The sequence below is a fragment of the Rhodanobacter sp. FW106-PBR-R2A-2-24 genome, from assembly GCF_058789615.1.
The window spans coordinates 2,219,602-2,242,263 of the sequence record NZ_JBYTBV010000002.1 but is presented as its reverse complement, the minus strand read 5'-3'; the positions used below and the strand labels follow the sequence as shown (position 1 = coordinate 2,242,263).

14 protein-coding genes are annotated in these 22,662 nt (G+C 67.7%); 4 read left to right on the top strand and 10 right to left on the bottom strand.

Going from position 1 to position 22,662, the window contains the following annotated elements; genetic code table 11:
- Positions 1 to 32: 32 nt before the first annotated feature.
- The gene (locus AC3WQA_RS11340) at positions 33 to 2,915 is read right to left on the bottom strand and encodes a TonB-dependent receptor (protein WP_492675158.1); all 2,883 of its coding nucleotides are present in this window, start codon (positions 2,913 to 2,915) and stop codon (positions 33 to 35) included.
- Positions 2,916 to 3,349: 434 nt separating this feature from the next.
- Between AC3WQA_RS11340 and AC3WQA_RS11335 the strand changes: the two genes are divergently transcribed.
- Positions 3,350 to 4,966, top strand: coding sequence for an alpha-glucosidase family protein (locus AC3WQA_RS11335; protein ID WP_492675157.1), 1,617 nt, complete (start codon positions 3,350 to 3,352; stop codon positions 4,964 to 4,966).
- Between the two features lie 21 nt (positions 4,967 to 4,987).
- On the opposite strand, the gene AC3WQA_RS11330 is transcribed toward AC3WQA_RS11335, so the two are convergent.
- From AC3WQA_RS11330 to AC3WQA_RS11315, 4 genes are all read right to left on the bottom strand, one after another.
- Complete coding sequence (locus AC3WQA_RS11330; protein ID WP_492675156.1) at positions 4,988 to 6,037, bottom strand: MutS-related protein; 1,050 nt, start codon at positions 6,035 to 6,037, stop codon at positions 4,988 to 4,990.
- On the bottom strand, positions 5,947 to 6,567 hold the full coding sequence (locus AC3WQA_RS11325; RefSeq protein ID WP_492675155.1) for a hypothetical protein: 621 nt from the start codon (positions 6,565 to 6,567) through the stop codon (positions 5,947 to 5,949). The genes AC3WQA_RS11330 and AC3WQA_RS11325 overlap by 91 nt, the downstream gene beginning before the upstream one ends.
- Positions 6,568 to 6,581: 14 nt before the next feature.
- Positions 6,582 to 8,126 (bottom strand): amino acid permease, encoded by a 1,545-nt coding sequence (locus tag AC3WQA_RS11320; protein ID WP_492675154.1) that lies wholly within the window; start codon positions 8,124 to 8,126, stop codon positions 6,582 to 6,584.
- A 66-nt stretch (positions 8,127 to 8,192) separates the two neighbouring features.
- Positions 8,193 to 8,873: a lysoplasmalogenase gene (locus tag AC3WQA_RS11315; protein WP_492675153.1), complete on the bottom strand. Its 681-nt coding sequence runs from the start codon at positions 8,871 to 8,873 to the stop codon at positions 8,193 to 8,195.
- Between the two features lie 108 nt (positions 8,874 to 8,981).
- Here AC3WQA_RS11315 and AC3WQA_RS11310 point away from each other — a divergent pair, with 108 nt between their 5' ends.
- Positions 8,982 to 9,749, top strand: a complete 768-nt coding sequence (locus AC3WQA_RS11310; protein ID WP_492675152.1) for a TdeIII family type II restriction endonuclease — start codon at positions 8,982 to 8,984, stop codon at positions 9,747 to 9,749.
- A gap of 3 nt (positions 9,750 to 9,752) precedes the next feature.
- Here AC3WQA_RS11310 and AC3WQA_RS11305 read toward each other — a convergent pair whose 3' ends face one another.
- The 5 genes from AC3WQA_RS11305 to AC3WQA_RS11285 all read right to left on the bottom strand — a co-directional run bounded on the left by AC3WQA_RS11305 (position 9,753) and on the right by AC3WQA_RS11285 (position 21,009).
- A complete protein-coding gene (locus AC3WQA_RS11305; RefSeq protein WP_492675151.1) occupies positions 9,753 to 11,171 on the bottom strand; it encodes a DNA cytosine methyltransferase in 1,419 nt (472 codons plus the stop codon).
- 66 nt (positions 11,172 to 11,237) lie between these two features.
- Positions 11,238 to 12,950 carry a sulfatase-like hydrolase/transferase gene (locus tag AC3WQA_RS11300; protein WP_492675150.1) on the bottom strand — a complete coding sequence of 571 codons (1,713 nt, stop codon included), beginning with the start codon at positions 12,948 to 12,950 and terminating at the stop codon, positions 11,238 to 11,240.
- Between the two features lie 219 nt (positions 12,951 to 13,169).
- Entirely contained in the window at positions 13,170 to 16,280 is a 3,111-nt protein-coding gene (locus tag AC3WQA_RS11295; RefSeq protein ID WP_492675149.1) for an efflux RND transporter permease subunit, read from the bottom strand.
- Between the two features lie 196 nt (positions 16,281 to 16,476).
- The gene (locus AC3WQA_RS11290) at positions 16,477 to 19,698 is read right to left on the bottom strand and encodes an efflux RND transporter permease subunit (protein ID WP_492675148.1); all 3,222 of its coding nucleotides are present in this window, start codon (positions 19,696 to 19,698) and stop codon (positions 16,477 to 16,479) included.
- A 99-nt stretch (positions 19,699 to 19,797) separates the two neighbouring features.
- Positions 19,798 to 21,009: an efflux RND transporter periplasmic adaptor subunit gene (locus tag AC3WQA_RS11285; protein ID WP_492675147.1), complete on the bottom strand. Its 1,212-nt coding sequence runs from the start codon at positions 21,007 to 21,009 to the stop codon at positions 19,798 to 19,800.
- A 328-nt stretch (positions 21,010 to 21,337) separates the two neighbouring features.
- Between AC3WQA_RS11285 and AC3WQA_RS11280 the strand changes: the two genes are divergently transcribed.
- Together AC3WQA_RS11280 and AC3WQA_RS11275 are read left to right on the top strand one after the other, a co-directional pair.
- Positions 21,338 to 21,859: a c-type cytochrome gene (locus AC3WQA_RS11280; RefSeq protein WP_492675146.1), complete on the top strand. Its 522-nt coding sequence runs from the start codon at positions 21,338 to 21,340 to the stop codon at positions 21,857 to 21,859.
- 117 nt (positions 21,860 to 21,976) lie between these two features.
- Positions 21,977 to 22,660 carry an alpha/beta hydrolase gene (locus tag AC3WQA_RS11275; protein ID WP_492675145.1) on the top strand — a complete coding sequence of 228 codons (684 nt, stop codon included), beginning with the start codon at positions 21,977 to 21,979 and terminating at the stop codon, positions 22,658 to 22,660.
- The last annotated feature ends 2 nt before the right edge of the window (positions 22,661 to 22,662 follow it).

The window sequence follows — 22,662 nt, the reverse complement described above, 5'->3', positions numbered from 1 at the left end:
GACGGGGAGTTACACCAGGGGCGCGGCGCCGCTTACTGGAACTTGTACGAGACGCCAATATCGTAGCGACGACCGTACATTTCCCACATCTGCACCTGGCGCGGGTCCTTGTTCTGGTAGGTGGTGAAGATCTTGTTCGACAGGTTCGAGCCCTGCGCGATCAGGGTGAGGCCCTTGAAGGTGCCGCTGTCGAAGGTGTAGCTGACCTGCGCGTCGAAGCTGCTGCCGCCCTTCAGGTACTGCTCCACACGGGTGGCGCTGATGCCCGACACCTCACCCAGGAAATCCGAGCGATAGTTGTCGCTCACGCGCGCCTCGAAGCCGCTGTGCTGGTAGTACAGCGTGCCGTTGGCCACCCACTTGGACAGGCCGGGCACGGTGATCGGCGTGGCATTGCCCGGATACACCAGCGAGCTTCTGGTGCGGCTGCCGGTGAGCACGGTGCCAAAGCCATCCAGCACCGGGGCGAGCAGGTTGAACGGCAGGTTCAAGGTGACCTGCACGCCCTTCACGTAGCCACGGCCATCGTTCATCGGGCCGGAGACCACGCCCAGCGGCGTGCCCAGCTGGGTCACCTGCGCCGGCGACAGCTGGTACGGCAGGAAGGAGCTGAAGTCGTACAGGTAGGACGAGTTCGGGTTGATGTAGTCGTGCAGGCCGACGAAGTAGCCCGACACCGCGACATAACCGCCACCACCGTTGCACAGCTCGGTGTTCTTCTTGTCGGCGCCCTTGCACTGGTAGTTGTTGCCGCCGGAGAAGTAGTGCTCGTAGCTCACGTTGTAGTTGTCGGCCATGGTCGGCTTGAGCCTGGGATTGCCGCCCGAGGCGCTGAAATAGGCCGTGTTCGGATCGGTGGACGGCAGGTGGGTGATGTTGCCGCTCACCGCGAGGCTGGCGTTCATCTGATCCATGCGCGGGCGGGCCTGGGTGCGCGCCGCGCTGAAACGCAGATCGTCGTTGTCGGTGAAGCCGAAGATCAGGTTGGCGCTGGGCAGGATCTTGTTGTAGCTGGCGCTGGCCGTGACCGGAATCAGGCTGATCTGATTGCCGATATTGCCGCTGCCCGGTGCCTGGCGCTCACCGATGCCGCGCTGCGAGACGTGCTGCATCTGCACGCCGAAGTTGCCACGCAGGCTGACATTGCCGAGGTAGGTCTCCAGGTTGAACTGCACGTAGGGGGTGAAGATCTTCTCGCGCACCTGCCAGTCCGGCGGCGTGCTGCCGGTATTGGAAGCAAACGTCGGCACATTGACGAGCGTGCCGTTGGCGATCAGTGCGAACGGGTCGTAGCAGAGTTGCGGGCCCACGCCCATCCAGGCCAGCGGGTCGCAGCTGGTGCCGCCCTGGATCGGCGCGCTCGTCACGGCATTGCCGCTGCTGAGCAACCCGCCGCCAAGCGTGAGGTAGCTCTGATCGGTGTGGTAGGTCTTGTTGCGCGTGCTGTGCGCGAGGCCGAATTCCATGCTGGAGAACGGGCCGCTGGCGAAGCTGCGGGTGACGGCCAGGCGCAGGTTGGCGAGATAGTCCACCGTGCGCGGTGCATTGATGAAACCCGCCTGCACCACGTTGTTGCCGCCCCAGCCCTGCGGATCGGTCAGCACCACGCCCTGGGTGTAGTCCAGGGAGGGGTCGAGCCACAACTGATCGTTGCCGAGTTCGCTGAAGCCCACCGTGTCACTGGCACCGGTCTTGTTGTAGCCCGTGCCGGAGTAACTCTCCAGGCCCACGCTCCGGTTGGTGGCACGCGAGTAGTTGGCATCGGCGTCGATCGTCCAGTTTTCGTTCAAGGTGAACTGGTTGTCGAAGTTGACGTTGTAGACGCGCGCGCTGGTGCTGTTGTAGTCGTTGCGGATCACCGGCACCACGCCGGTGTAGGTGCCGCTGGTAATCATGCCGTTCTGCACGGTGCCGCCCGGTTGCAGCGGAGCACCGCCCCACAGCAGCGGAAACTCCATGCCCTTGGCCTGCTGGGTTTCCTTGAAGTTGTCGTAGGTGAGGTCGAGCGAGCCGGTATAGCTTTCATTCGGCTGCCACTGCACGGTGGCGAGCATGCCGTTGCGCTTCATCGAGTCGGTCATGCCGTAGTTCTTCGAACCGCCGATCACGTAGTTGCCATTGGCATCGGTGGGATAGCCCCACGGCGCCTGATGCTCGATCTGCGAGGGGCTGTCTTCCAGATCCACGCCCAGCGTCACGCCGATGGTGTGGTCGGCGAACTGGTCGACCCACACGCCGTTGACGTTGCGGCCGGTGTTGCTCACGCCCTTGCCCGGCGCCAGCTGCGACAGGCTGTTCCAGATGTAGTGCGCGTTCACCGCCGCTTCCATGCCCTGCTTGTCCAGCGGGCGGATGGTGTGCATGTCCACCGTGCCGGCCAGCCCCTGGCCGATCAGGTCGGCCTCCGGCGAAAGGTGCACCACCACGTTGTCGAACCAGCTGGCGGGATACTGGTCGAACTGCACGTCGCGGTTGTTCGAGGTGGAAACCTGCTGGCCGCCATTGATGAGGGCGGTGGAGAAATCCGGGCCCAGGCCATGGATGGAAAGCACCTGCGGGCGACCGTTCAGGGTCTGCACCGCGAGGCCCGGCAGGCGGCCCAGCGCGTCGGCGATGGAGACGCCCGGCAGCTTGCCCACCTGCTCGGCCGACACCGCCTCGACGATGGTGTCGGCATTGCGCTTGAGCGCCGTGGAGTTCTCGATCGAACTGATGAAGCCGTTCACCTGCACGGCTTCCATCTTCTTCGCCTCGCGCTTGTCCTTGTCGGCGCTCTTGCCGTCCTTGCTGGACCCGGCGCCTTGGCTGCTGCTCTGGGTCTGATCCGGCGTGGCCTGCTGCGCGGCCGCGCTGGCGGTGAAACCGAGGCCGGCGGCGATCAACGCCAGCGCCAGCACATTGCGATTGAGTTGCATGGTTCTCGTCTCCCCACGAAAAAAGTCTGCGATGGTGTTTGGGCGGTGCGCGGCATTCGCGATCCCTGTTGCAGGCCACCGGTTCGATCCGGCGCAACTGCCACCGCGTGATTCGATGGTATGGCGCCGCACGCGGCGTGCACGATCCGTGCATACGTATTCATGACGGGCACATGACGCGGATGCCGCGACGCAACAAGCCTGCGCCAGGCACCCCGCGGCGGCGCGCCGCACCGGCCCGAACCGCGCCACGGCGCGCTTTGCCATCCATGGGAAAATCATTTGGACGTCCATTTACATGCCGCGCATGACGCGCATGCAGCACGCATGAATACGTATGCAGCGGGGTTCGGTGCGTGCCGACCCTGCCACTAAGCTGGCAGCTCGCTCGCGGGCGGCGGGAGCGCCGCCCGGCGCACGCATGGGGTTACGCAATGACCGACACACCGTGGTGGCGCGGCGCCGTCATCTACCAGATCTACCCGCGCAGTTTCCTCGACACCAACGGCGATGGCGTGGGCGACCTGCCCGGTATCGTCGCGCGGCTCGACTACGTGGCCGCACTGGGCGTGGACGCGATTTGGGTCTCGCCGTTCTTCCGTTCGCCAATGGCCGACTTCGGCTACGACATCGCCGATCCCTGCGACGTCGATCCGCTGTTCGGCACGCTGACCGACTTCGACACCCTGCTGCGCGAGGCGCATGCGCGCCAGCTCAAGGTCATCATCGACCAGGTGCCCAGCCACACGTCGATGGAACATGCCTGGTTCAAGGAAAGCCGGCAGAGCCGCGACAACCCCAGGGCCGACTGGTACGTGTGGGCCGACGCCAAGGCCGACGGCACGCCGCCGAACAACTGGCTGTCGATCTTCGGCGGCCCGGCCTGGCGCTGGGAGCCGCGTCGCGGCCAGTATTACCTGCACAACTTCCTGCACCAGCAGCCCGACCTCAACTTCCACCACCCCGCCGTGCGCGCGGCGGTGCTGGACAACCTGCGTTTCTGGCTGGAGCGCGGCGTGGACGGCTTCCGCCTCGACTCCATCAACTTCTGCTTCCACGACGCCCGCTTGCGCGACAATCCGGCCAAGCCCGCGGCCGAGCGCAACGGCCGCGGTTTCAGCGCGGCCAACCCCTACGCCTTCCAGTACCACTGGCACAACAACACCCAGCTGGAAAACCTCGGCTTCCTCGAAGACCTGCGCGCGCTGATGGACCGCTACCCCGGCGCCGTCGCGCTGGGAGAAATCTCTTCGGAGGATTCGCTCGCCACCATGGCCGACTACACCAGCGGCCACCGCCTGCACATGGGCTACAGCTTCGAGCTGCTCACCGACGACGGCAGCGCCGGCCATATCCGCGCCACCGTGCGCGCGCAGGAAGCGCGGATGGACGAGGGCTGGCCATGCTGGGCCATCTCCAACCACGACGTGAAACGCGTGCTCAGCCGCTGGGGCCGCGGCGAGGCTTCGCCCATGCTGGCCAACCAGCTCAGCGCGCTGGCCTGCTCGCTGCGCGGCTCGGTATGCGTGTACCAGGGCGAGGAGCTCGGCCTCACCGAAGCCGAATTGCCGTTCGAGGCGCTGCGCGATCCCTACGGCATCGCGTTCTGGCCCGAGTTCAAGGGCCGCGACGGCTGCCGCACGCCGATGCCGTGGAGCGATGCGCCGCATGCCGGCTTCAGCCGCGCCACGCCGTGGCTGCCGGTGCCGCCGGAACACCTCGCCCTGAACATCGCCCGGCAACAGACCGATCCCGCTTCGGCGCTCAACGGTTTCCGCCGTTTCCTGCGCTGGCGGCGCAGCCAGCCCGCGCTGCGCCTCGGCGACATCCGCTTCCTCGATACCCCCGAGCCCGTACTCGCCTTCGTGCGCCACTGGGGCGACGAGCGCGTGCTGGCCGTGTTCAACCTCGCCGCCGCGCCGGTGGAGTTCGCACCGCCGCCGGGCGAGCCGCTGCAACTGCTCGAAGGCCACGGCCTCGCCGCCGGCACGCTGCACGGCGAACGCCTGCGCCTGCCCGCCCACGGCAGCCTGTTCGCCCGCATGGGCTGAGCCGTAGCGGGATCGCGCGGCTCAGTCCGCGTCGTGCCCGGCCACCTGTGCCAGCGCCGCGCCCACGATGGCGGGCGGAAAACCCACGCGCTCCAGCAGGCGGATCGCATTGCGCTGGGTCGCCGCACCGGGATGCAAGCGGTAATCGTAGAACCCTTCCACGTCGGGGCTCTCCTGAAAATGGCATAGCAGGTAGCGCTCGCCCAGCAGGGCCTGCAGCTCCACGTCATGGGTGGTGACCAGCACCAGCGAGTGCTCGCCAAGTGCACGCAGTACGGCCGCCGCGATGGCGATGCGCTCCACGGTATTGGTGCCACTGAAGGGTTCATCCAGCACGAACAGGCCACCGGTCTGGGCATCCGTATCGAGGAAGCCTCGGATCGCGTCGATCTCGGCAAAGTAGCGGCTTCTGCCACTGGCCACGCCCTGCTCGCCATGCACCACCGCACGTACCGGCAGCGCCGGCAGCACGGCGCGCGTGGCAAGGCAGAAGCCGGCGGTGCGACCGAGGATGGCGTTGATCGCCAGCATCTTCACGAAGGTAGTCTTGCCGACCATGTTGGAGCCGGTCACCAGCACGCCCCGGCCATCCAGCTGGATCGTGTTGGCCACACCCTCGGGCAGGAACGGATGACGACCTTCGTCGATGGAGAGCGTGGGTGTCGTGGCGAGCTGCGGCGCGCAATGCCGCGGATACAGCTCCAGTGCCGACGCCAGCGCGGTGGCCGCGTCGAGCCGCGCTACCTCGGCAAAGCTGGCGCGCAGGCGTTGGCGCTGGGCGAAGAAGCGATCCACCGACCACAGGTGTACGTTGAGTTCGAGCAGGCAGACGAGGTTCAACCATGGCATGAACCAGGACACCGGCTCACGCTTACATACCCGCAGCAGCCACAGCGGGCGTCGCGCCGTATCGCGCGCCATGCGCTCGGCACGCAAGCGCGCCAGCATCGGCAAGCTTGTCCCGCCTTCGCGCACGGTGGTCAGCGCATCGGCCACACCCAGCAGGTGCAGGCAAGCATCCACTCGCTCCATCTCGCGCATTTGCCGCCAGCTGAAGCGGAACACCAGCATGATGTTGACCAGCCGCGCAGCAGCAGGCCCGCCAACGGCAGCAGCGAAAGCAGGCCCCACAGGCCAAACAGCCACCGCTGCGACGTCGGTGCCGGCCTCTCGCCAAACAGGATGTCGGCCACATGCCCATGCACAGGCGCGCTCAATCGCAACAACACGGACTGCAGGCGTTCGCGCAGCGGCGCATCGTCGCGCAAGCGCTGATGCAGGGCATGGCGCGCCGCCAACTCGGCGGGGTCGTCCACGTACTCTCGCAGCAGCCGATGCAAGGCCTGGCTGCCAAGCGGCGTCACTGTGGTATCCAAACGCTCGAACAGGCGCGGCCACTCCAGATCGGCCCAGGTCTTGTCGTCCACGCCGGCCGCGTCGCCGCGCGTCAGCTCGAACCAGCGCGCCGCGAGCGGCTCGTGCTTTTCGCCGGGCCGGCCCCAGCGGGCACGCAGCTCATCCAGCGCACGGCGACGCGGCAGCAGGGTATCCAGCGCGTGCTGGGCAAACTCGCGCCATTCCAGGAAGAAACCGGCGGTCATCCCTGCCCGCCGCCTTACGGCCGGTCGGCCTCCAGCTTGCTGTGCCACATGCCGTAGCCGAAATAGATCAGGCAGCCCAGCGCCATCCAGATCACGAAGCGCTCGAAGGTGATCGCGGGCAGGCCGCCGATGCGCTGCCAGCCGCCGGCATCCAGCCACGGCACGCCGAAGATCAGCAGCAGCGAGAAGGCCACGCCCAGCGGCGCGAACAGCGCGATGGCCGGCATGCGGAAGCTGCGCGGCAGCTCGGGCTTGCGGATGCGCAGTGTGAGCACCGCGCTGCAGATGATGATGAAGGCGGACAACGTGCCGATGTTGACCAGCTCGGCCACCTCGCCGATCGGCAGCAGGCCCGCCACCACGGCGGTGAACACGCCGAGGATCACGGTGGGCCGCGCCGGCGTGCCGAAGCGCGGGCTGACCTTGGCGAACCAGGCCGGCAGCAGGCCGTCGCGCGCCAGCGCGAACCAGATGCGCGCCGCGCCCAGCATGAAGGCGAACAGCACGCTGGTGACACCCACCACCGCCGCCACCGCGATGGCGATGGCGACCCAGTGCAGGCCGATCGCCTCGAACGCCTGCGACACCGAGGCGTCGCCGCTGAGGTTGCTGTAGTGGGTGATGCCGGTGAGCACCAGCGACACCGCGATGTACAGCACCATCGCCACCGCCAGCGACAGCAGCACCGCGCGCGGCAGGTCGCGCTGCGGATGCTTCGCCTCCTCCGCCGCGGTGGTCAGCGTGTCGTAGCCGAACACCGCAAAGAACACCACGCTGGCGCCGGTGAGCACGCCGGCCCAGCCGAAGTGGCCCACGCCCTGCGCATCGACGATGCGCGCCGGGATGAAGGGATGCCAGTTCACCGTGTGGATGTAGAACGCGCCGACGCCGATCACCAGCAGCACGCCCAGCACCTTGATCGCCACGATGACCGTGTTGAAACGCGCACCCCACTCCATGCGCACGGTGAGCAGCAGCGCCACCGCCAGCGACACGCCGGCCGCGATCACGTTGAAGCGGTGGCCGTCGCTGGGCGCGGCCACCGCGGCGCCGTGCACGCCGAAGATCTGCTGCAGGTAATAGTGCATGGTCTGCGCGCTCATGCTCTGCTGCGCCCACTCCGGCAGATGCACGCCCGCCGAGGCCAGCAGCACCTGCACGTAGCCCGACCAGCCGATGGCAACCACCGCGACCACCAGCGCGTATTCGAGCAGCAGATCCCAGCCGATGATCCATGCCACGAACTCGCCCAGCACCGCGTAGCCGTAGGTGTAGGCGCTGCCGGTGACCGGGATCAGCCCGGCGAACTCGGCATAGCACAGCGCGGCACAGGCGCTGCCGGCGCCCGCGATCAGGAAGGACAGCGCCACCGCCGGGCCGGCGTTCGCCGCCGCCTGCTGGCCGGCCAGCACGAAGATGCCCACGCCGATGATGCCGCCCACGCCGATGGCGGTGAGCTGCCACAGCCCCAGCACGCGGCCGAAGTCGCCGCGCCGTCCCGCCTCGCCCTGCAACTGCTCGACGGACTTGTGCCGCAGCATCCGGCTCAGAAAACCCATGGGTGCATCCCCGTTGGAAAACCGACCGATGATAACGAATCGACGACCCCCGTCATGGCCCGGCAGTCATGCCTCGGGCATGGCGCGCCGCACCGAGCGGGCGATCCACCACAACGCCAGGTAATACGTCGCCAGCACCCACAGGCTGGCCAGCGGCAGCGGGCCGCGAAAGCGATCCCAGGCCAGCAGCGTGTCGCTCAGCATGAACACCAGCGCGCCGCGTGCCGCCAGCTTCGCGGCGGCATCGCCACGCAGGCCGCGCACCAGCGCCTGCGCGCCCATCGCTGCCAGCACCGCCACGTAGACCAGCACCGGCACCCGCAGCGACGCCGCGATGGCGTCCCACAGCAAGATCAGGTTCGCCGCGCCGTAGGCAAGACACGCCAGCAGCGGCCACACCGGCCGCGCGAAACGGCTGTCGCCCAGGAAGGCCGCGATGAAACAACCGTGCGCCACGAGAAAGCACAACAGCCCCGGCACGAACAGATCGCCCGGCAGCATCAGACACACATCGCCCGCCAGTGATGCCGCGATACCAGTCAGCACGAGCCGCCGATAACGCCCCGACACCGCTGGCCGCGCCCGCCACGCCAACGCGAAGATCAACGCCGTCGCCAGCGGCTTGGCACACCAGTGCAGCCACAGCCACGCCGGCACCTGCGCGCCGAGCAAGGCGCCGACGATGGCCGCGCTGGCGGCCAGCGTGACGGCGACGCGCCACGACGGCGACACGGAAGAAGCCGGCATGCTTATCTCCTGGGGACGCGCTCTTCGTATGCGAACCAGCGGTGATCTTAGACGATCACTCTTCGTGTACAGTCAGGACAACCTACCAAATGCCGCCACAGCGTACCGATGCGAAAAGAGCACATTGCATTCATTGAGAAGGAATTCCGCGAGTGCGTGAAGAACACGATCGGGCGGCTGGAGGCCGAAGACACTCACCGCCCGTTCCATGCCGCCCTACTTTCCGAACAGGCGCTGTTCTGGAGCCGCTTCGAGCGATCCTTCAGCACTTCGCTCGGTCAGCGCGTCATTGAGCAGGTTTCTCGGGTCGCCGCCGAAGCCGGCGGTGCGCAGTTGGCGCAGACGCAGAAAGCGACGACAGTTGCACTCCCCAGCGCTGCGCTAACCGCCATCGCCGATCACATCAGCAGTCTACGCGGCGGCAAACGCGGCAAACGCGCCGCCGTGCCCTCGCTGAACGACACAGTCGCCGCGCTGCGTGACGCACACGCCGCTGCCGACGATAGCCAACCCGAGCGCGTGATCTCGGATCTGTGGTGGCAGCACGGTGGCATCAACCACTACATGAGTATCAAGACAGTCAAGCCGAACATCGACCAGACCGCCGAGGCCAAACGCGACCTACTCAAGCTCAAGCTGGCCGAGCCGTCGGCAAAGGTCTATTTCGGCCTGTATTACAACCCTTACGGCGAGCACCGCGCCAACTACGGCTGGAGCCCGCCCAAGCGCATCTTCGACATGGCGAAAGATGCGTGCGTGCTGATCGGCAAGGACTACTGGGACACGCTGGGCGGCGACGGCTTCTACGAGGAACTGCTGGCCATCGCCGCGCGCGTGGGCGCCGAGACGCGCCCGCAGATCGACGCCTTGCGGTAACGATCAGAACAGTCCGGGCTGCACCGCAGGGCGTCCGTTTGCCGACTGCCTGGCAAAGCCCTGCATCCACGCCACATCGCTGGTGTTGCGGTAGCGCGAATAGCTGAAATCGGCCGGCGCTTGCACCACGCTTTTCTCCAGCAGCTTGCGCACCAAGGTGCCGATGGCCAGACCCAAGCCACCCGGCACGGCGTTGCCGATCTGCTTGTATTGCTGGATCAGCGGGCCGGCAAACTGCCAGCCGTCGGGAAACTCCTGCACGCGCTTGTATTCCTCCACCGAGAGCGGACGCAACTCCTGTGGGTGCGCCAGGTCGGTGGCCGGCATGGCAGGGTGGGTGACCAGGGTCGGCGCCGGCTTGTCCCAGGCAAGGCGGCGCAGGAAGCCGGTCTTGCCGCCACCGGCGAAATAGGACTTGCCCAGCGCCTCGCGCTGCAGCTTGTCGGGCAGGTTGCGCCAGTTCTGCCCTTCGGCGAGCAGGCGGTAGTAGCGCAGGCGTTTCTCCGGAAAGCTCAGGTGATGATGCTGCGCCAGCCCCTTCACGGCCTGGCGGAACGTGCGCCATTTTTTCAGACCGTGTTGCCCGCCTTCGGCGTGCGTGGGTTCGAGGTACGGCGGCTTGACGCCATCGCGCGCGCATACGATCACCACCCGCTCGCGTACCTGCGGCGTGCCGAAGTTGGCGGCGTTGTAGAGGTTGAACGAGTACGCATAGCCGGCCCTGGCGATCACGCTGAGCACGAAGTTCAAGGCGCCGCCCGGCAATTCGTCCAGCTCAAGTTCGGGGTAATCCGCGCCACGCAGATGGTGCGGGCGGTGGTTCATCGGGCAGGACAACAGGCCGCGCACGTTCTCGATCACGAGGTACCTGGGCCTGAGGTCGAGCGCGATGTCGAGATAGGTGAGGAAGGCGTTGCCGCGGTCGTCGTTGAAGCCGTGGCGCTTGCCGGCGGTGCTGAACGCCTGGCACGGCGGGCCGCCCACGATCAGGTCGATGTCATCCGCGCGACTCAAGCCCGCGTAGTCGAGGATCTCGTCGGAACCGTAGGCGTTGATGTCGCCGATCAGCGCCATTTGTGGACGATTGAGCGCAATCGTCTGCCGGCAATACTTGTCGAACTCGCAGGCGAGGCGGATGTCGAAACCCGCCCGTTCGATGCCCAGATCCAGCCCCATGGCGCCAGAGAAGAAGCTCAATGCCAACGGCTTCTTTCCGCCGCCGATGTTGGCGTAGGTTGGGTGATCTTCCGCGACGCGATGTGCGCTGGTCAGGCCGTAGCGATCTACGCCGCCGGCATCCAGCAGCCAGGTCGTGCCGATCTTGCGTGCCTCAAGCATGCCCTCACGGCACAAGGTGCGCACGCGCTGCACGCTGATGCCCAGCTGCGCGGCGGCTTCATCCACGGTCTTTTCGGTACTCACGGTTAGTTTCCCTTGCGAAACATGCAGCGAGTACCTTAAGGCCGCGCATCAGCCCTCACAAGCGCTTTATTCGTACACATGCAGCCGGCCGAAGATCCAGCCGTAGTACGCGCCCAGCAAGGCCTTGTCCGGGCAGTCGTCGAAGCGGCCCTGGCAGCGGTCGCGCAGGCGGGTGGCGGCGGCAAAATACGCGTCGGCGGGGAGGCCGGCGGCCTGGATCACCATGGTGGGCAGGTAGGCGATGTCCAGCGTGGGATAGGTGGGCAGCGGCGGGCCGGCGAAGTTGCTCTTGACCATGTAGTAGGTGAGGTAGTCGCGCTCGCCCCGCAGCGCAGGCGACAGCACGCGCGCCAGGGTCTGGATCAGCCCGTCGAACGAGGGCTGGTGGTCGCCGAAGTGCACCAGCACGGTGGGCTGCTCGCGGTCGAGGAAATCATGCTCCAGCGCGCTCATCGCCGTGTCCGAATCGTGCAGCCGCGCGAGGTAGGTGTCGAAATCCAGCGCGGTGTCGCCCTTCAGGCTGTGCAGCAGGTTGCGGAAGGGCTTGGCCAGCTTGGCCATCGGCTCGTCGTCGTGCGGGCCATGCTGGTTGATGGTGAGGATCATCACGAACACCGGCTGGCCGGGTTTCTTCACCTTGTCGTAGACGCGCCTGGCGGCGGCGAACATCTGCGCGTCGGTTTCCTCCCACTCGTCCAGGCCCAGCTCGCTGGCGCCGTAGAGATGATCGAAACCGTAGGCCTGATAGGCGTCGCGGCCGTTGAGGAAATCCGCATTGGTGGGATAGATCGCGATGGTGAGGTAGCCCAGCCTGCGCAGCAGGGCCGGCAGCGTGTCGCGCATGTGCGGCGCCAGCACGAAGGGCGCGTACATGCCGCCGGGGCCGAAGATGTCCTGCGGCAGGCCGGTGTGCACGGCGAACTCGCTGACCCAGGTGCCGCCACCGAAGGTGTGCGTGCGCAGCACGCCGTGGCCGCGCGTGCGCGCATCACGCTGGAACATCGCCGCCTTGCAGGCCGGCGCGTCGCAGGCGGCGAAGCTGGCCGGATCGAAGGTGCTTTCCTCCAGCACCTGCACGATGTCCGGATACGGCGGTGGACGCGTGCCGGGCAGGCCGCTGGCGGTATCGCCGAAGGCACGCTCGGCACTGGCCGCATCGGCCATGGCCGGCAGGCTCACGCCGCCGTCGCTGATATTGACGAAGAAGTTGGTGAGCTGGGCGTCGTCGGAGAGTTTCTCCCAGGCATTGCGCTGATGCAGCCGGCCGAACGGCCCGCTGGCCGACAGACACGCAAGGAACGCCAGCACGCCAAGCAGCGATCCGCCCAGCCGCCAGGCCAGCGCGCGGCCGCGACTGGCCGCGGCAAGGCAGCGACCATCCAGCCGCCAGGCCAGGATCAGCAGCAACGGCGTGCCCAGCGCCACGCCGGCCGAGAGCAGGTACAGGTGCGGGTAGTGGCGCAGCGTGGCGAGCAGGCTGGAGCGCAGGTAGTAGACGAAATCCGCCGGCATCAGCGGCGTGTCGAGGTAGCGCAGCTTCAGGTCGGAGATGAAGCGCAACGCGGCGAACGCGCCGCCGCCCAGGAGCAAGGCAAAGGCCAGCCGCGCAGTGGCGCAAAAGAGCAGGCCGGTGACGCACAACAGCAGCGACAGCACGAACAGTTTCTGCAGCGGCTCCGGCTCCGGCCACGCCGTGACCCAGGCAGCGGCGAGGAAGACCAGCGCGGCGGCCACCCGCACCACGCCACTGCGCATGTAACGCGACGAAAACCGAACCATGCTGCATGCCCCCTGCCGGCAACCCGGCGGACGCCGGTGCGTCATCTTACGGGGAACTGATTGGCGACGATGTGCAGCCAGCTTTTCCCGCTCCCTCCGGGAGCTGCCGCCTGCGGGGCGGACAAGGATTCGGGCAGCGCGTGGCTCACCTGGCCATGGATGAACGGTTGCCGGGACTCGCCACCAACCAGGTCGAGCGGAGTCGCCAAGCAGATGCTCTCACGCCGCACGCACCGGTGTGGCGCGGCGCGCGCGCCAGGCCTTGCAGCGTGCGCCGAGGCAGGAGAACACCACGTACAACGCCGGCGTGGACAGCAGGGTGAGGCTCTGCGAGATGAGCAGGCCACCGATCAGCGCGATGCCGAGCGGGCGGCGCAACTCGCTGCCTTCGCCCAGGCCGATCGCCAGCGGCGCGGCGGCAAGGATCGCGACCATGGTGGTCATCATGATCGGACGGAAGCGCACCAGGCAGGCTTCGTGCGCGGCCTCCAGCGGGCTGAGTCCGCGCTCGCGCTCGGCCACCAGCGCGAAGTCGATCATCATGATGGCGTTCTTCTTCACGATGCCGATGAGCAGCACCAGGGCGATCTGCGCGATCACCGACAGCTCGGTGTCGGTGATCCACAAGGCGAGCAGCGCACCCGCGCCCGCCGCCGGCAAGGTGGAGAGGATGGTCACCGGGTGGATCAGGTTTTCGTAGAGCATGCCCAGCACGATGTAGACGGTGAGCACCGCCGCCAGCACCAGCCACAGCATGCCGCCCTGCATCTCGCGGAAGCGGCGGAAATCGCCGCCGATGTTGAGCTTGATGTCGCCGGGCAGACGCATGCCGGCCACGGTGCTCTGCACGATGGCCATGGCCTCGCCCATCGACACGCCGGGGGCGAGGTTGAAGCTCAAGTCCATCGTGGTCAGCTGGTTTTCGTGGGTGATCGAGCTGGGCGAGAGGCCGGGCACCTGCTTGGCCAGCGCAGTGAGCGGAATCATCTGCCCGGCGTTGGAGCGCACGTAGACCTGGTCGATCGCCGCCGGCGTGGCGGTCTGGTTGGGCAGCGCGTTCACCACCACTTTGTACTGGTTGATGTCGGAGTAGATGGTGGACACCTGACGCTGGCCGAAGGCGTCGTACAGCGCGCCGTCGATGGCGCCGATGGAGACGCCCAGCCGTGCGGCGGTGCCGCGATCGATCACGACGTTCTGGCGCAGGCCGCCCTCGTCCACGTCGCTGCCCACGTCCTGCAACCTGGGGTTTTTCTTCAGCTGCGCCACCAGCTTGGGCAGCCACTCTTGCAGCTCGGCGAGGCTGTTGCCTTGCAGGCCAACCTGATACTGGCCGCCCTGGCTGGTGCCGCCGCCACCCGCGCTGGGCAGGTCTTGCAGCGGGCGCAGGCGCAGGTCGAGGTCGGGATATTTCGCGGCCTTCGCGCTGAGCCGCGCGAGCACGGCGAAGGTGTCGTCCTTGCGGCCTTGCTCGCGGGTCTTGAGGTCGATGTTGAACGAGCCGCTGGTGCCTTGCCGGCTGCTGCCAAGGCGCGTGCCCACGGAGGCCACGTCGGGATCGGCCAGCAGCATGTCGGTGAGGCGCTGCATGCGATCCACGCTCTGCGCGAAGGAGACGGTGGCGCTGGAGGTGGCGCGGCCCCAGATCAGGCCGGTGTCCTGCGGCGGAAACAAGCCGCTTTTCACCACACCAAACAGGAAGAAGGTGAGCACGACCAGCGCGAGCGGGGTCAGCGCGAAGGCGAGCTTGTGACGCAAGGAAAAATTCAGCGCGCGGCTGTAGAGCGCCAGCATGCCGGCATGGAAGCGATCCAGCGCGTGGCTGAGCCGCGATGGCTTGGCCGCTTCGGCGTGACCGCCGAGGAAGCGCCCGCACAGCGCCGGCGTAAGCGTGAGCGAGGTCAGCGCCGACATCACGATGGCGGCCACCAGGGTGACCGCGAAATCGTGCATGAACATGCCGGTGTAGCCGCCGGCGAACAGCAGCGGAATGAACACGGCGATCAGCGAGGCGGTGATCGAGACGATGGTGAAGCCGATCTCCTTCGCGCCGGCCAGCGTCGCGTCCATCCGGCTCATGCCGGCGTCGATGTGGCGGATGATGTTCTCGATCACCACGATGGCGTCGTCCACCACGAAGCCGATGGCGATGACCAGCGCCAGCAGGGTGAGGTTGTTCAGCGTGTAGCCCAGCACGTACATCACCACGAAGCCGCCGGCCAGCGACAACGGCACCGCCACCGCCGCGATCAGGGTGGGCGCGAGCCGGCGCAGGAACAGCGCCATGGTGAGGATCACCATGGCCAGCGAGATCAACAGCGTGGCCTGTACCTCGTGCAGCGAGGCGCGGATGGTCGGCGTGTCGTCGAAGAACGGCGTCATCGTGGTGCCGGGCTGCAGGTAGCCCTTGAGCACCGGCAGCTGCGCGCGCACCTCGTCCACCGTGGCGATCACGTTGGCGTCGGATTTCTTGTACACGTACACGAGGATGGCCGGCTGGCCGCCGAACGAGGCCGACTGGTAGGCGTCCTGGCTGCCGGCGTAGACGCGCGCCACATCGGACAGGCGCACCGGCGTGCCGTTCTTCATCGCGATGATGAGTTTGGCGAAGTCGTCGGCGCTGTGCAGCTGGGCGGTGGAGCTGACCGCCATGGTGGTGTGCTCGTTGGAGAGGAAACCCTCCGGCGAGGTGACGTTGGCGGCGGTGAGCGCGTTGCGCAGGTCGTCGGGCGAGATGCCCATGGCGTTCAGCGCGCGCAGGTTCACGTCCACCCGGATCGCCGGCGTGGCGGCGCCGGCGATGTCCACCGAGGAGACGCCCTTCAACTGGCGCAGGCGCTGCGCCAGCAGGGTGTCGGCGGTGTTGTAGAGATCCGCCGGCGACTGCGTGGCCGAGGACAGCGCGATGGCGACGACGGGGTCGTCGTTCGGGTTGGCCTTCTGGTAGCTGGGCGCCCCGTTCAGGCCGGTCGGCAGGTCGGGCAGCGCGGCGTTGATCGCCGCCTGCACGTCGCGCGCGGCGGAATCGAGGTTCACGCCGTTGTTGAACATCATGAAGACGAAGGTGCTGCCCTCGGAGGAGTGCGAGTGCATCGTCTCGATGCCCGGCACCTGGCCCAGGTGCCGCTCCAGCGGCGCCGCCACCGTGCTGGCCATGGTCTGCGCGTCCGCGCCGGCCTCGCTGGCCTGCACGAAGATCGCCGGGAACTGCATGTTCGGCAGCGCCGAGACGCCCAGCAGCGCGTAGCAGATCATGCCGACCACCAGCACGCCCATGGCCAGCAGCGAGGTGCCGATCGGACGGCGGACGAAGGCGCCGGAGAGGTTCATGCACAGCCTGCGCGATGGACGACGGGCGAGCAGCGGCGGCGGAAGCTGGGGTTCATGAGCAACTCAACGTGCGCGCGGCGGAAGGGTTGAATCTCCTCGCGCAGAAACCGGATTTTCGGTAGGGGCCCGCTGGCGGGCGATGAGGCTCTTGGCGAAAGGCTTCATCGCCCGCCAGCGGGCTCCTGCGAACACAGCATCACGCCCGCGCCAGCGCGCGGCGTTCGCCACGTGCACGCAGCCATTCCTGGAAGCGCTCCATGTACAGGTAGATCACCGGCGTGGTGTACAGCGTGATGAGCTGCGACAGCAACAGGCCGCCGACGATGGAGACGCCCAGCGGCCGGCGTAGCTCCGCGCCGATGCCGTTGCCCAGCGCCAGCGGCAGCGCACCCAGCATCGCCGCCGCGGTGGTCATCATGATCGGGCGGAAGCGCAGCAGGCAGGCGCGGTGGATCGCCTCACGCGCGTTCATGCCCTTGCGCTGCGCCTCGATGGCGAAGTCGATCATCATGATCGCGTTCTTCTTCACGATGCCGATGAGCAGCACGATGCCGACGATGCCATCCACCGACAGGTCCATGCCGAACAGGATCAGCGCCAGCAGCGCGCCCACGCCGGCCGGCGGCAGGGTGGAGATGATGGTCAGCGGGTGGATGTAGCTCTCGTAGAGCACGCCCAGCACGATGTAGATCACGATGATCGCGGCCAGCAGCAAGAGCACCTCGTCGCCCAGGCTGTTGGAGAACTCCGCCGCCTTGCCGATGAACTCGCCGCGCAGTTGCGGCGGGAATTTCAGCTGCGCCTCGGCCTGGTGGATCGCGTCCACCGCGTCGGAGAGCGAATAGCCCGGCGCCACGTTGAACGACAGCGTCACCGCCGGCAGCTGCTGCTGGTGGCTGATGACCAGCGGCGCGCTGGTGACCTTGGCGCTGGCCAGCGCGGACAGCGGAATGCTGCCACCGGCGCCGATCTGGAAGCCCACGTTGCCGGTGTTGCCGATACCGGACGGCGTGGCCGAGTTGCTGGACTTCAGCTGGCCGAAGCTGGTGGCGTTGGAGCCGGTGAGCGCGCCGTTGCCGTTGCCGCGCACGGTGAGCTGGTCAAGCAGGCCGGTGGTGGTGCGGAACGACGGCGCCACCTCCAGCACCACGCGGTACTGGTTGAGCTGGGTGAAGATGGTGGAGATCTGGCGCTGACCGAAGGCGTCGTACAGGGTGTCGTCGATGGTCTGCACCGGCACGCCCAGACGCGAGGCCTTGTCGCGATCGATGTCGAGCTTGAGCGAGTTGCCCTGGTCGGCGAGGTTGTTGTCCACGTCGGCCAGCGCGCGCTGCTGGCGCAGCGCATGGGTCATCTGCGTGGCGTACTGCGCCAGCTCGGCGGTGTTGGTGTCCGACAGCGCGTACTGGTATTCGGTGGCCGCGACGGTGCTGTCCAGCGTCACGTCCTGTACCGGTTTCAGGTACAGCGCCACGCCGGGAATGTCGGCCACCGCGTGCTGCAGGCGCGGCAGGATCTTGTCCAGGCCGTCGCGCTGGCCGCGATCCTTCAGCACGATGGAGAGCTGGCCCTGGTTCAGCGTGGGGTTGATCGTGCCGGCGCCGATGAAGGCGGCCACGCCGGCCACGGCCTTGTCCTGGCGCAGCGCCTCGGCCACCGCCTGGGTGCGCCGTTCCATCGCCGGAAAGGCCACGTTCTGGTCGGCCTGCACCACGCCGGTAATCATGCCGGTGTCCTGCTCGGGCAGCAGGCCCTTGGGGATCACGATGTACAGGAACACGGTGAAGGCCACGGTGGCGGCGGCCACCAGGATGGTGAGCTTCTGGTGGTCGAGCACCCAGTCCAGCGTGCGCTCGTACAGGCCCACGGTGCGCGACCACACGGTGTGCTTGCCGGCGGCGAGGTGGCGCTCGTGCGCGTCCTCGCCCTCGGGCAGCTGGTCGGGCCGCAGCAGGTAGGCGCACATCATCGGCGTCAGCGTCAGCGACACCAGCATCGAGATCGCCACCGCGATGGTGAGCACCCAGGCAAACTCGTGGAACAGCCGTCCGGTGACGCCGGGCATCAGCAGCAGCGGCAGGAACACCGCGATCAGCGATACGGTCAGCGACAGCACGGTGAAGCCGATCTCCTTCGCGCCCAGCTCGGCCGCCTCCTTGCCGCTCTTGCCCTGCTCGATGTAGCGCACGATGTTCTCGATCATCACGATCGCGTCGTCCACCACGAAGCCGGTGGCCACGGTCAGCGCCATCAGCGAGAGGTTGTCCAGCGACATGCTGGTGAAGCTCATCACGCCGAAGGTGCCCAGCAGCGACAGCGGCACCGCCACCGACGGGATCACCGTGGCCCACAGCCGGCGCAGGAACACGAAGATCACCGCCACCACCAGGAAGATGGTCAGCAGCAGGGTGAACTGCACGTCCTCGACCGAGGCGCGGATGGTGATGGTGCGGTCGGCGAACACGTTGAGGTGCACGTCGGCCGGCAGCACCGCGCGCAGCTCGGGCAGGATGTCGCGGATCTGCTTCACCGTCTCCACGATGTTGGCGCCGGGCTGGCGCCGGATGTCGAGCAGCACCGCCGGCTTGCCGTTGGCCCAGGCGGCGAGCTGGTCGTTCTCCACGCCGTCCACCACGTTGGCCACGTCGGAAAGCTTCACCGGCGCGCCGTTCTTGTAGCTGATGATGGTGTTCTTGTAGTCGGCGGCGTCGCTGAGCTGGTCGTTGGTGCCGATCGAGTAGCTCTGCGTCTTGCCGTTCAACGTGCCCTTGGGCGCGTTGACGTTGGCCTGGGTGAGCGCGCTGCGCACATCCTCGAGCGTGAGGCCGAGGTTGGACAGCTGCGCCGGATTGACCTGGATGCGCACGGCCGGGCGCACGTTGCCGGCGATCGACACCAGGCCCACGCCCGGCACCTGCGACAGCTTCTGCGCGAGGATGGAGTCGGCCAGGTCGTTGACGTCGCGCAGCGGCCGGCTGTCGGACTGCAGCGACAGCGTGAGGATCGGCGCGTCGGCCGGGTTCACCCGGTTGTACACCGGCGGATACGGCAGGTTGCCCGGCAACACGCCGCGCGCCTGGTTGATCGCCGCCTGCACGTCCTGCGCGGCCACGTCGATGTCGCGGTTCATGGCGAACTGCAGCACGATGGTGGACAGGCCCGCCGACGAATCCGAACTCATCATGGTGAGCCCGGAGATCTGCCCGAGCTGGCGTTCCAGCGGCGTGGTCACCAGCACCGCCATGGTGCTGGCGCTGGCGCCGGGGTATTGCGTGGTCACCACCAGGCTGGGCGCCTCGATCTCCGGCAGCGCCGACACCGGCAACTGCCGGTAGCCCAGGATGCCGAGCAGCAGGATGGCCACCATCAGGAGCGAGGTGGCGATCGGCCGGCGGATGAAGAGTGTCGAGAAGCCCATGATCGTCCGTACTGCAGTCTGGGGTGGCGTCCTGCGCACCGGCGCGGCGGCGCCGGGCGATGCCGCATGGCCCGCCGCGCCGGGCGCGGCGGGATCGGATCAGTGCCGGCGGAAGCCGCCCTGGCCCTGCTTCTTGGCTTTTTCGAGCTCGGCCGCACTGGGCGCCGCCGGCACCTCGCCGGGCTTGAGCGGATTGACCTTGCTGCCGGGCTTCAGGCGGAACTGGCCCTCGGTCACCACCTTGGCACCCTCGGCGAGGCCGCTGCCGATCATCACGTGGCTGTCGCCCACCTCGCCGGCCACCGTCACCGGCTGCATCTTCACCGTGTCGTCGCCCTGCACCACATAGACGTAGTCGCCGTCCGGGCCGCGCTGCACCGCCTGCGACGGCACCACCAGCGCGCCATCGTCCACCCGCACCTGCAGGCGCACGTTGACGAACTGGCCGGGCCACAGCTCGCCGTTGGCGTTGGGGAACTGCGACTTCAGGCGGAAGGTGCCGGTGGTGGTGTCGATCTGGTTGTCGATCACCTTGAGCTCGCCGCCGCTGGCGACCGGATGCGCGTCCACGCGGTCGAGCGCGGCGACCACGAGCGGCGCCTTCGCCTGCGCGGCGCGCACCATGTCGAGGTTCTGCTCGGGCAGGGTGAACATCACGTTGATCGGATGCAACTGGGTGAGCGTGACGATGGTGCTGGTGGTGGTCACCACGTTGCCCGGATCGACGCCACGGATGCCGGCCAGGCCGTCGATCGGCGAGCGGATCTGGGTGTAGTCGAGCTGCACGCGCGCGTTCTCCGCGGCGGCCTTGTCCTGCGCCACCGCCGCTTCGAGCTGACTCACGTTGTTGCGGTAGGTATCCATGTCCAGCGCCGCCACGTAGCCCTTGGCCACCAGCGTCTGGTTGCGCTTGAGCGTGCTCTGCGCGGTGGCCAGCGAGGCGCCGTCCTGCTTCTGTCGCGCCAGCGCCTGGTCATAGGCGGCCTGGTAGGTGCGCGGATCGATCTGCGCCAGCAGCTGGCCCTTCTTCACCGGCTGGCCTTCGGTGAAGTCGAGGCTCAGCAACTGGCCGCCCACCTGCGGGTTCACCGCGATGGTCTTGAGTGCCTGCACCGTGCCCGGCGCGGTGAGGTACACCGGCACGTTCTGCCGCGCCACCGGCACCACGGTCACCGGCACCGGCGTCTTGTCCTTGCCGTCCGGCCCCTGGCTGTCGGCCTTGCCGCCGGGCTTGTGCAGCAGGCGGATACCCACGATGGCCAGCACGACCACCGCAGCGACGATCAGCGCGATCTTCCAAAAACGCGACATGCGGGAAACTCCTGCGTAAAAACGTGACTAACCGGGGAAAGGGGCATGCGGCCCGGCCAGGGGGAGGGCCGATGGTGCCAAGCATAGGTGCACTGCAACGCCAGGCAACAATGCCAGTTGACATGGTTGGCCCATGACCGATGGCACGGCCGGCGCGTCCGCGCGCCGCCGGTTCAGCGCCGCGCCTGAATCTTGCCGGCCGCTTCGTCTATACTCGCCGCCCTATGCCCCCGTCGTCACCGGCGCCCGGGCGGGCGGCGGCCTGGCTGCATACCGAGGGCCGCAGGGGCTTGCAGACCATCGACCTGGAGTACACATGAGCGGTTCCATGAACGATTCCGACCGGGTATTCGTGCGTCAGTTCGCCAAGGTGATCGGCGGCCTGATCGTGCTGACCGTGTCGCTGGTGACCATCGCCATGACGGTGCACAACCACCACCCCGACGCCACCGACCCCACCGCCAAGGCGCAAGTGGACGCGCGCATCGCCCCGGTCGGCGCCGTCTACGCCGGCAACACCGGCCGCGCCGCCATGCAGGCCGCCGCCGACGCCGCCACCAAGGCCGCCGCCTCGCAGGTCGCCTACGGCGGCAGCACCGACGGCAAGACCATCTTCGACAACCTGTGCACCAGCTGCCACACCGCCGGCGTGGCTGGCGCACCCAAGTTCGGTGACAAGGCCGCCTGGGCACCGCGCATCGCGCAGGGCCTGGCCACGCTGTTCAAGCACGCCACCGACGGCTACCTCGGCCCGGACGGCAACTTCATGCCGCCCAAGGGCGGCAACCCCGCGCTCTCCGAGGCGCAGGTGCAGGCCGCCGTGACCTACATGGTCGACCACTCCAAGTAAGCCACGCTTCAATCAGATCAAGGCAAACGCCGCCCCTCGTGGGCGGCGTTTTCGTTCGCTCGCTCTCCCGCCTGCGGGAGAGCGAGGCAAGCAGAAGGCCTCCACTACAATACCCCCATGAATCTCCCCGATCTCCCGCCCAACCCCGCCAGCTTCCCCGCCGCGGCGGCCACCTTCACCCTCACCGGCCCGGCCGGGCTGCTGGAGTGCATCAGCGACGTGGCCGAGCGCGCGGAGGCGCGGCGCGGCGTGGCGGTGATCTGCCACCCCAACCCCGTGCAGGGCGGCACCATGCACAACAAGGTGGTGACGATGGTGGAGCGCGCGCTGCGCGAATCGGGGCTGGACACGCTGCGCTTCAACTTCCGTGGCACCGGCGCCTCGGCAGGCGCGTACGACGACGGCAATGGCGAGAGCGAGGATCTCGCCGCCGTGGCGGCCTGGCTGCGCCGCGTGCGCCCGGATGACGCGCTGTGGCTGGCCGGCTTCTCCTTCGGCAGCTACGTCACCATCCGCAACGCGGCGCGACTCGGGGCCGCTGCGCTCATCAGCATCGCGCCGCCGGTGGGGCGTTGGCAGCTGGACGATGCCTTGCCCACTTGCCCGTGGCTGGTGGTGATGGGCGAGGCCGACGAGGTGGTGTCGCCGCAGGCGGTGTTCGACTGGATCGCGGCCATGGCCACGCCGCCGGCGCTGGTGCGCGTGCCGGAGACGGGCCATTTCTTCCATCGCCGCCTGCTCGACCTGCGCGGCGCGGTGAAGCACGAGGTGGCCGACTGGCTGCCGCCGGCGCGCGCCTGAGC

What these genes read in the sequence shown, in the direction of transcription:
- AC3WQA_RS11340 (WP_492675158.1), bottom strand. Translation starts at nt 2,915, where the DNA reads ATGCAACTCAATCGCAATGTGCTGGCGCTGGCGTTGATCGCCGCCGGC.
- AC3WQA_RS11335 (WP_492675157.1), top strand. Translation starts at nt 3,350, where the DNA reads ATGACCGACACACCGTGGTGGCGCGGCGCCGTCATCTACCAGATCTAC.
- AC3WQA_RS11330 (WP_492675156.1), bottom strand. Translation starts at nt 6,037, where the DNA reads ATGCTGGTGTTCCGCTTCAGCTGGCGGCAAATGCGCGAGATGGAGCGA.
- AC3WQA_RS11325 (WP_492675155.1), bottom strand. Translation starts at nt 6,567, where the DNA reads ATGACCGCCGGTTTCTTCCTGGAATGGCGCGAGTTTGCCCAGCACGCG.
- AC3WQA_RS11320 (WP_492675154.1), bottom strand. Translation starts at nt 8,126, where the DNA reads ATGGGTTTTCTGAGCCGGATGCTGCGGCACAAGTCCGTCGAGCAGTTG.
- AC3WQA_RS11315 (WP_492675153.1), bottom strand. Translation starts at nt 8,873, where the DNA reads ATGCCGGCTTCTTCCGTGTCGCCGTCGTGGCGCGTCGCCGTCACGCTG.
- AC3WQA_RS11310 (WP_492675152.1), top strand. Translation starts at nt 8,982, where the DNA reads ATGCGAAAAGAGCACATTGCATTCATTGAGAAGGAATTCCGCGAGTGC.
- AC3WQA_RS11300 (WP_492675150.1), bottom strand. Translation starts at nt 12,950, where the DNA reads ATGGTTCGGTTTTCGTCGCGTTACATGCGCAGTGGCGTGGTGCGGGTG.
- AC3WQA_RS11295 (WP_492675149.1), bottom strand. Translation starts at nt 16,280, where the DNA reads ATGAACCTCTCCGGCGCCTTCGTCCGCCGTCCGATCGGCACCTCGCTG.
- AC3WQA_RS11290 (WP_492675148.1), bottom strand. Translation starts at nt 19,698, where the DNA reads ATGGGCTTCTCGACACTCTTCATCCGCCGGCCGATCGCCACCTCGCTC.
- AC3WQA_RS11285 (WP_492675147.1), bottom strand. Translation starts at nt 21,009, where the DNA reads ATGTCGCGTTTTTGGAAGATCGCGCTGATCGTCGCTGCGGTGGTCGTG.
- AC3WQA_RS11280 (WP_492675146.1), top strand. Translation starts at nt 21,338, where the DNA reads ATGAACGATTCCGACCGGGTATTCGTGCGTCAGTTCGCCAAGGTGATC.
- AC3WQA_RS11275 (WP_492675145.1), top strand. Translation starts at nt 21,977, where the DNA reads ATGAATCTCCCCGATCTCCCGCCCAACCCCGCCAGCTTCCCCGCCGCG.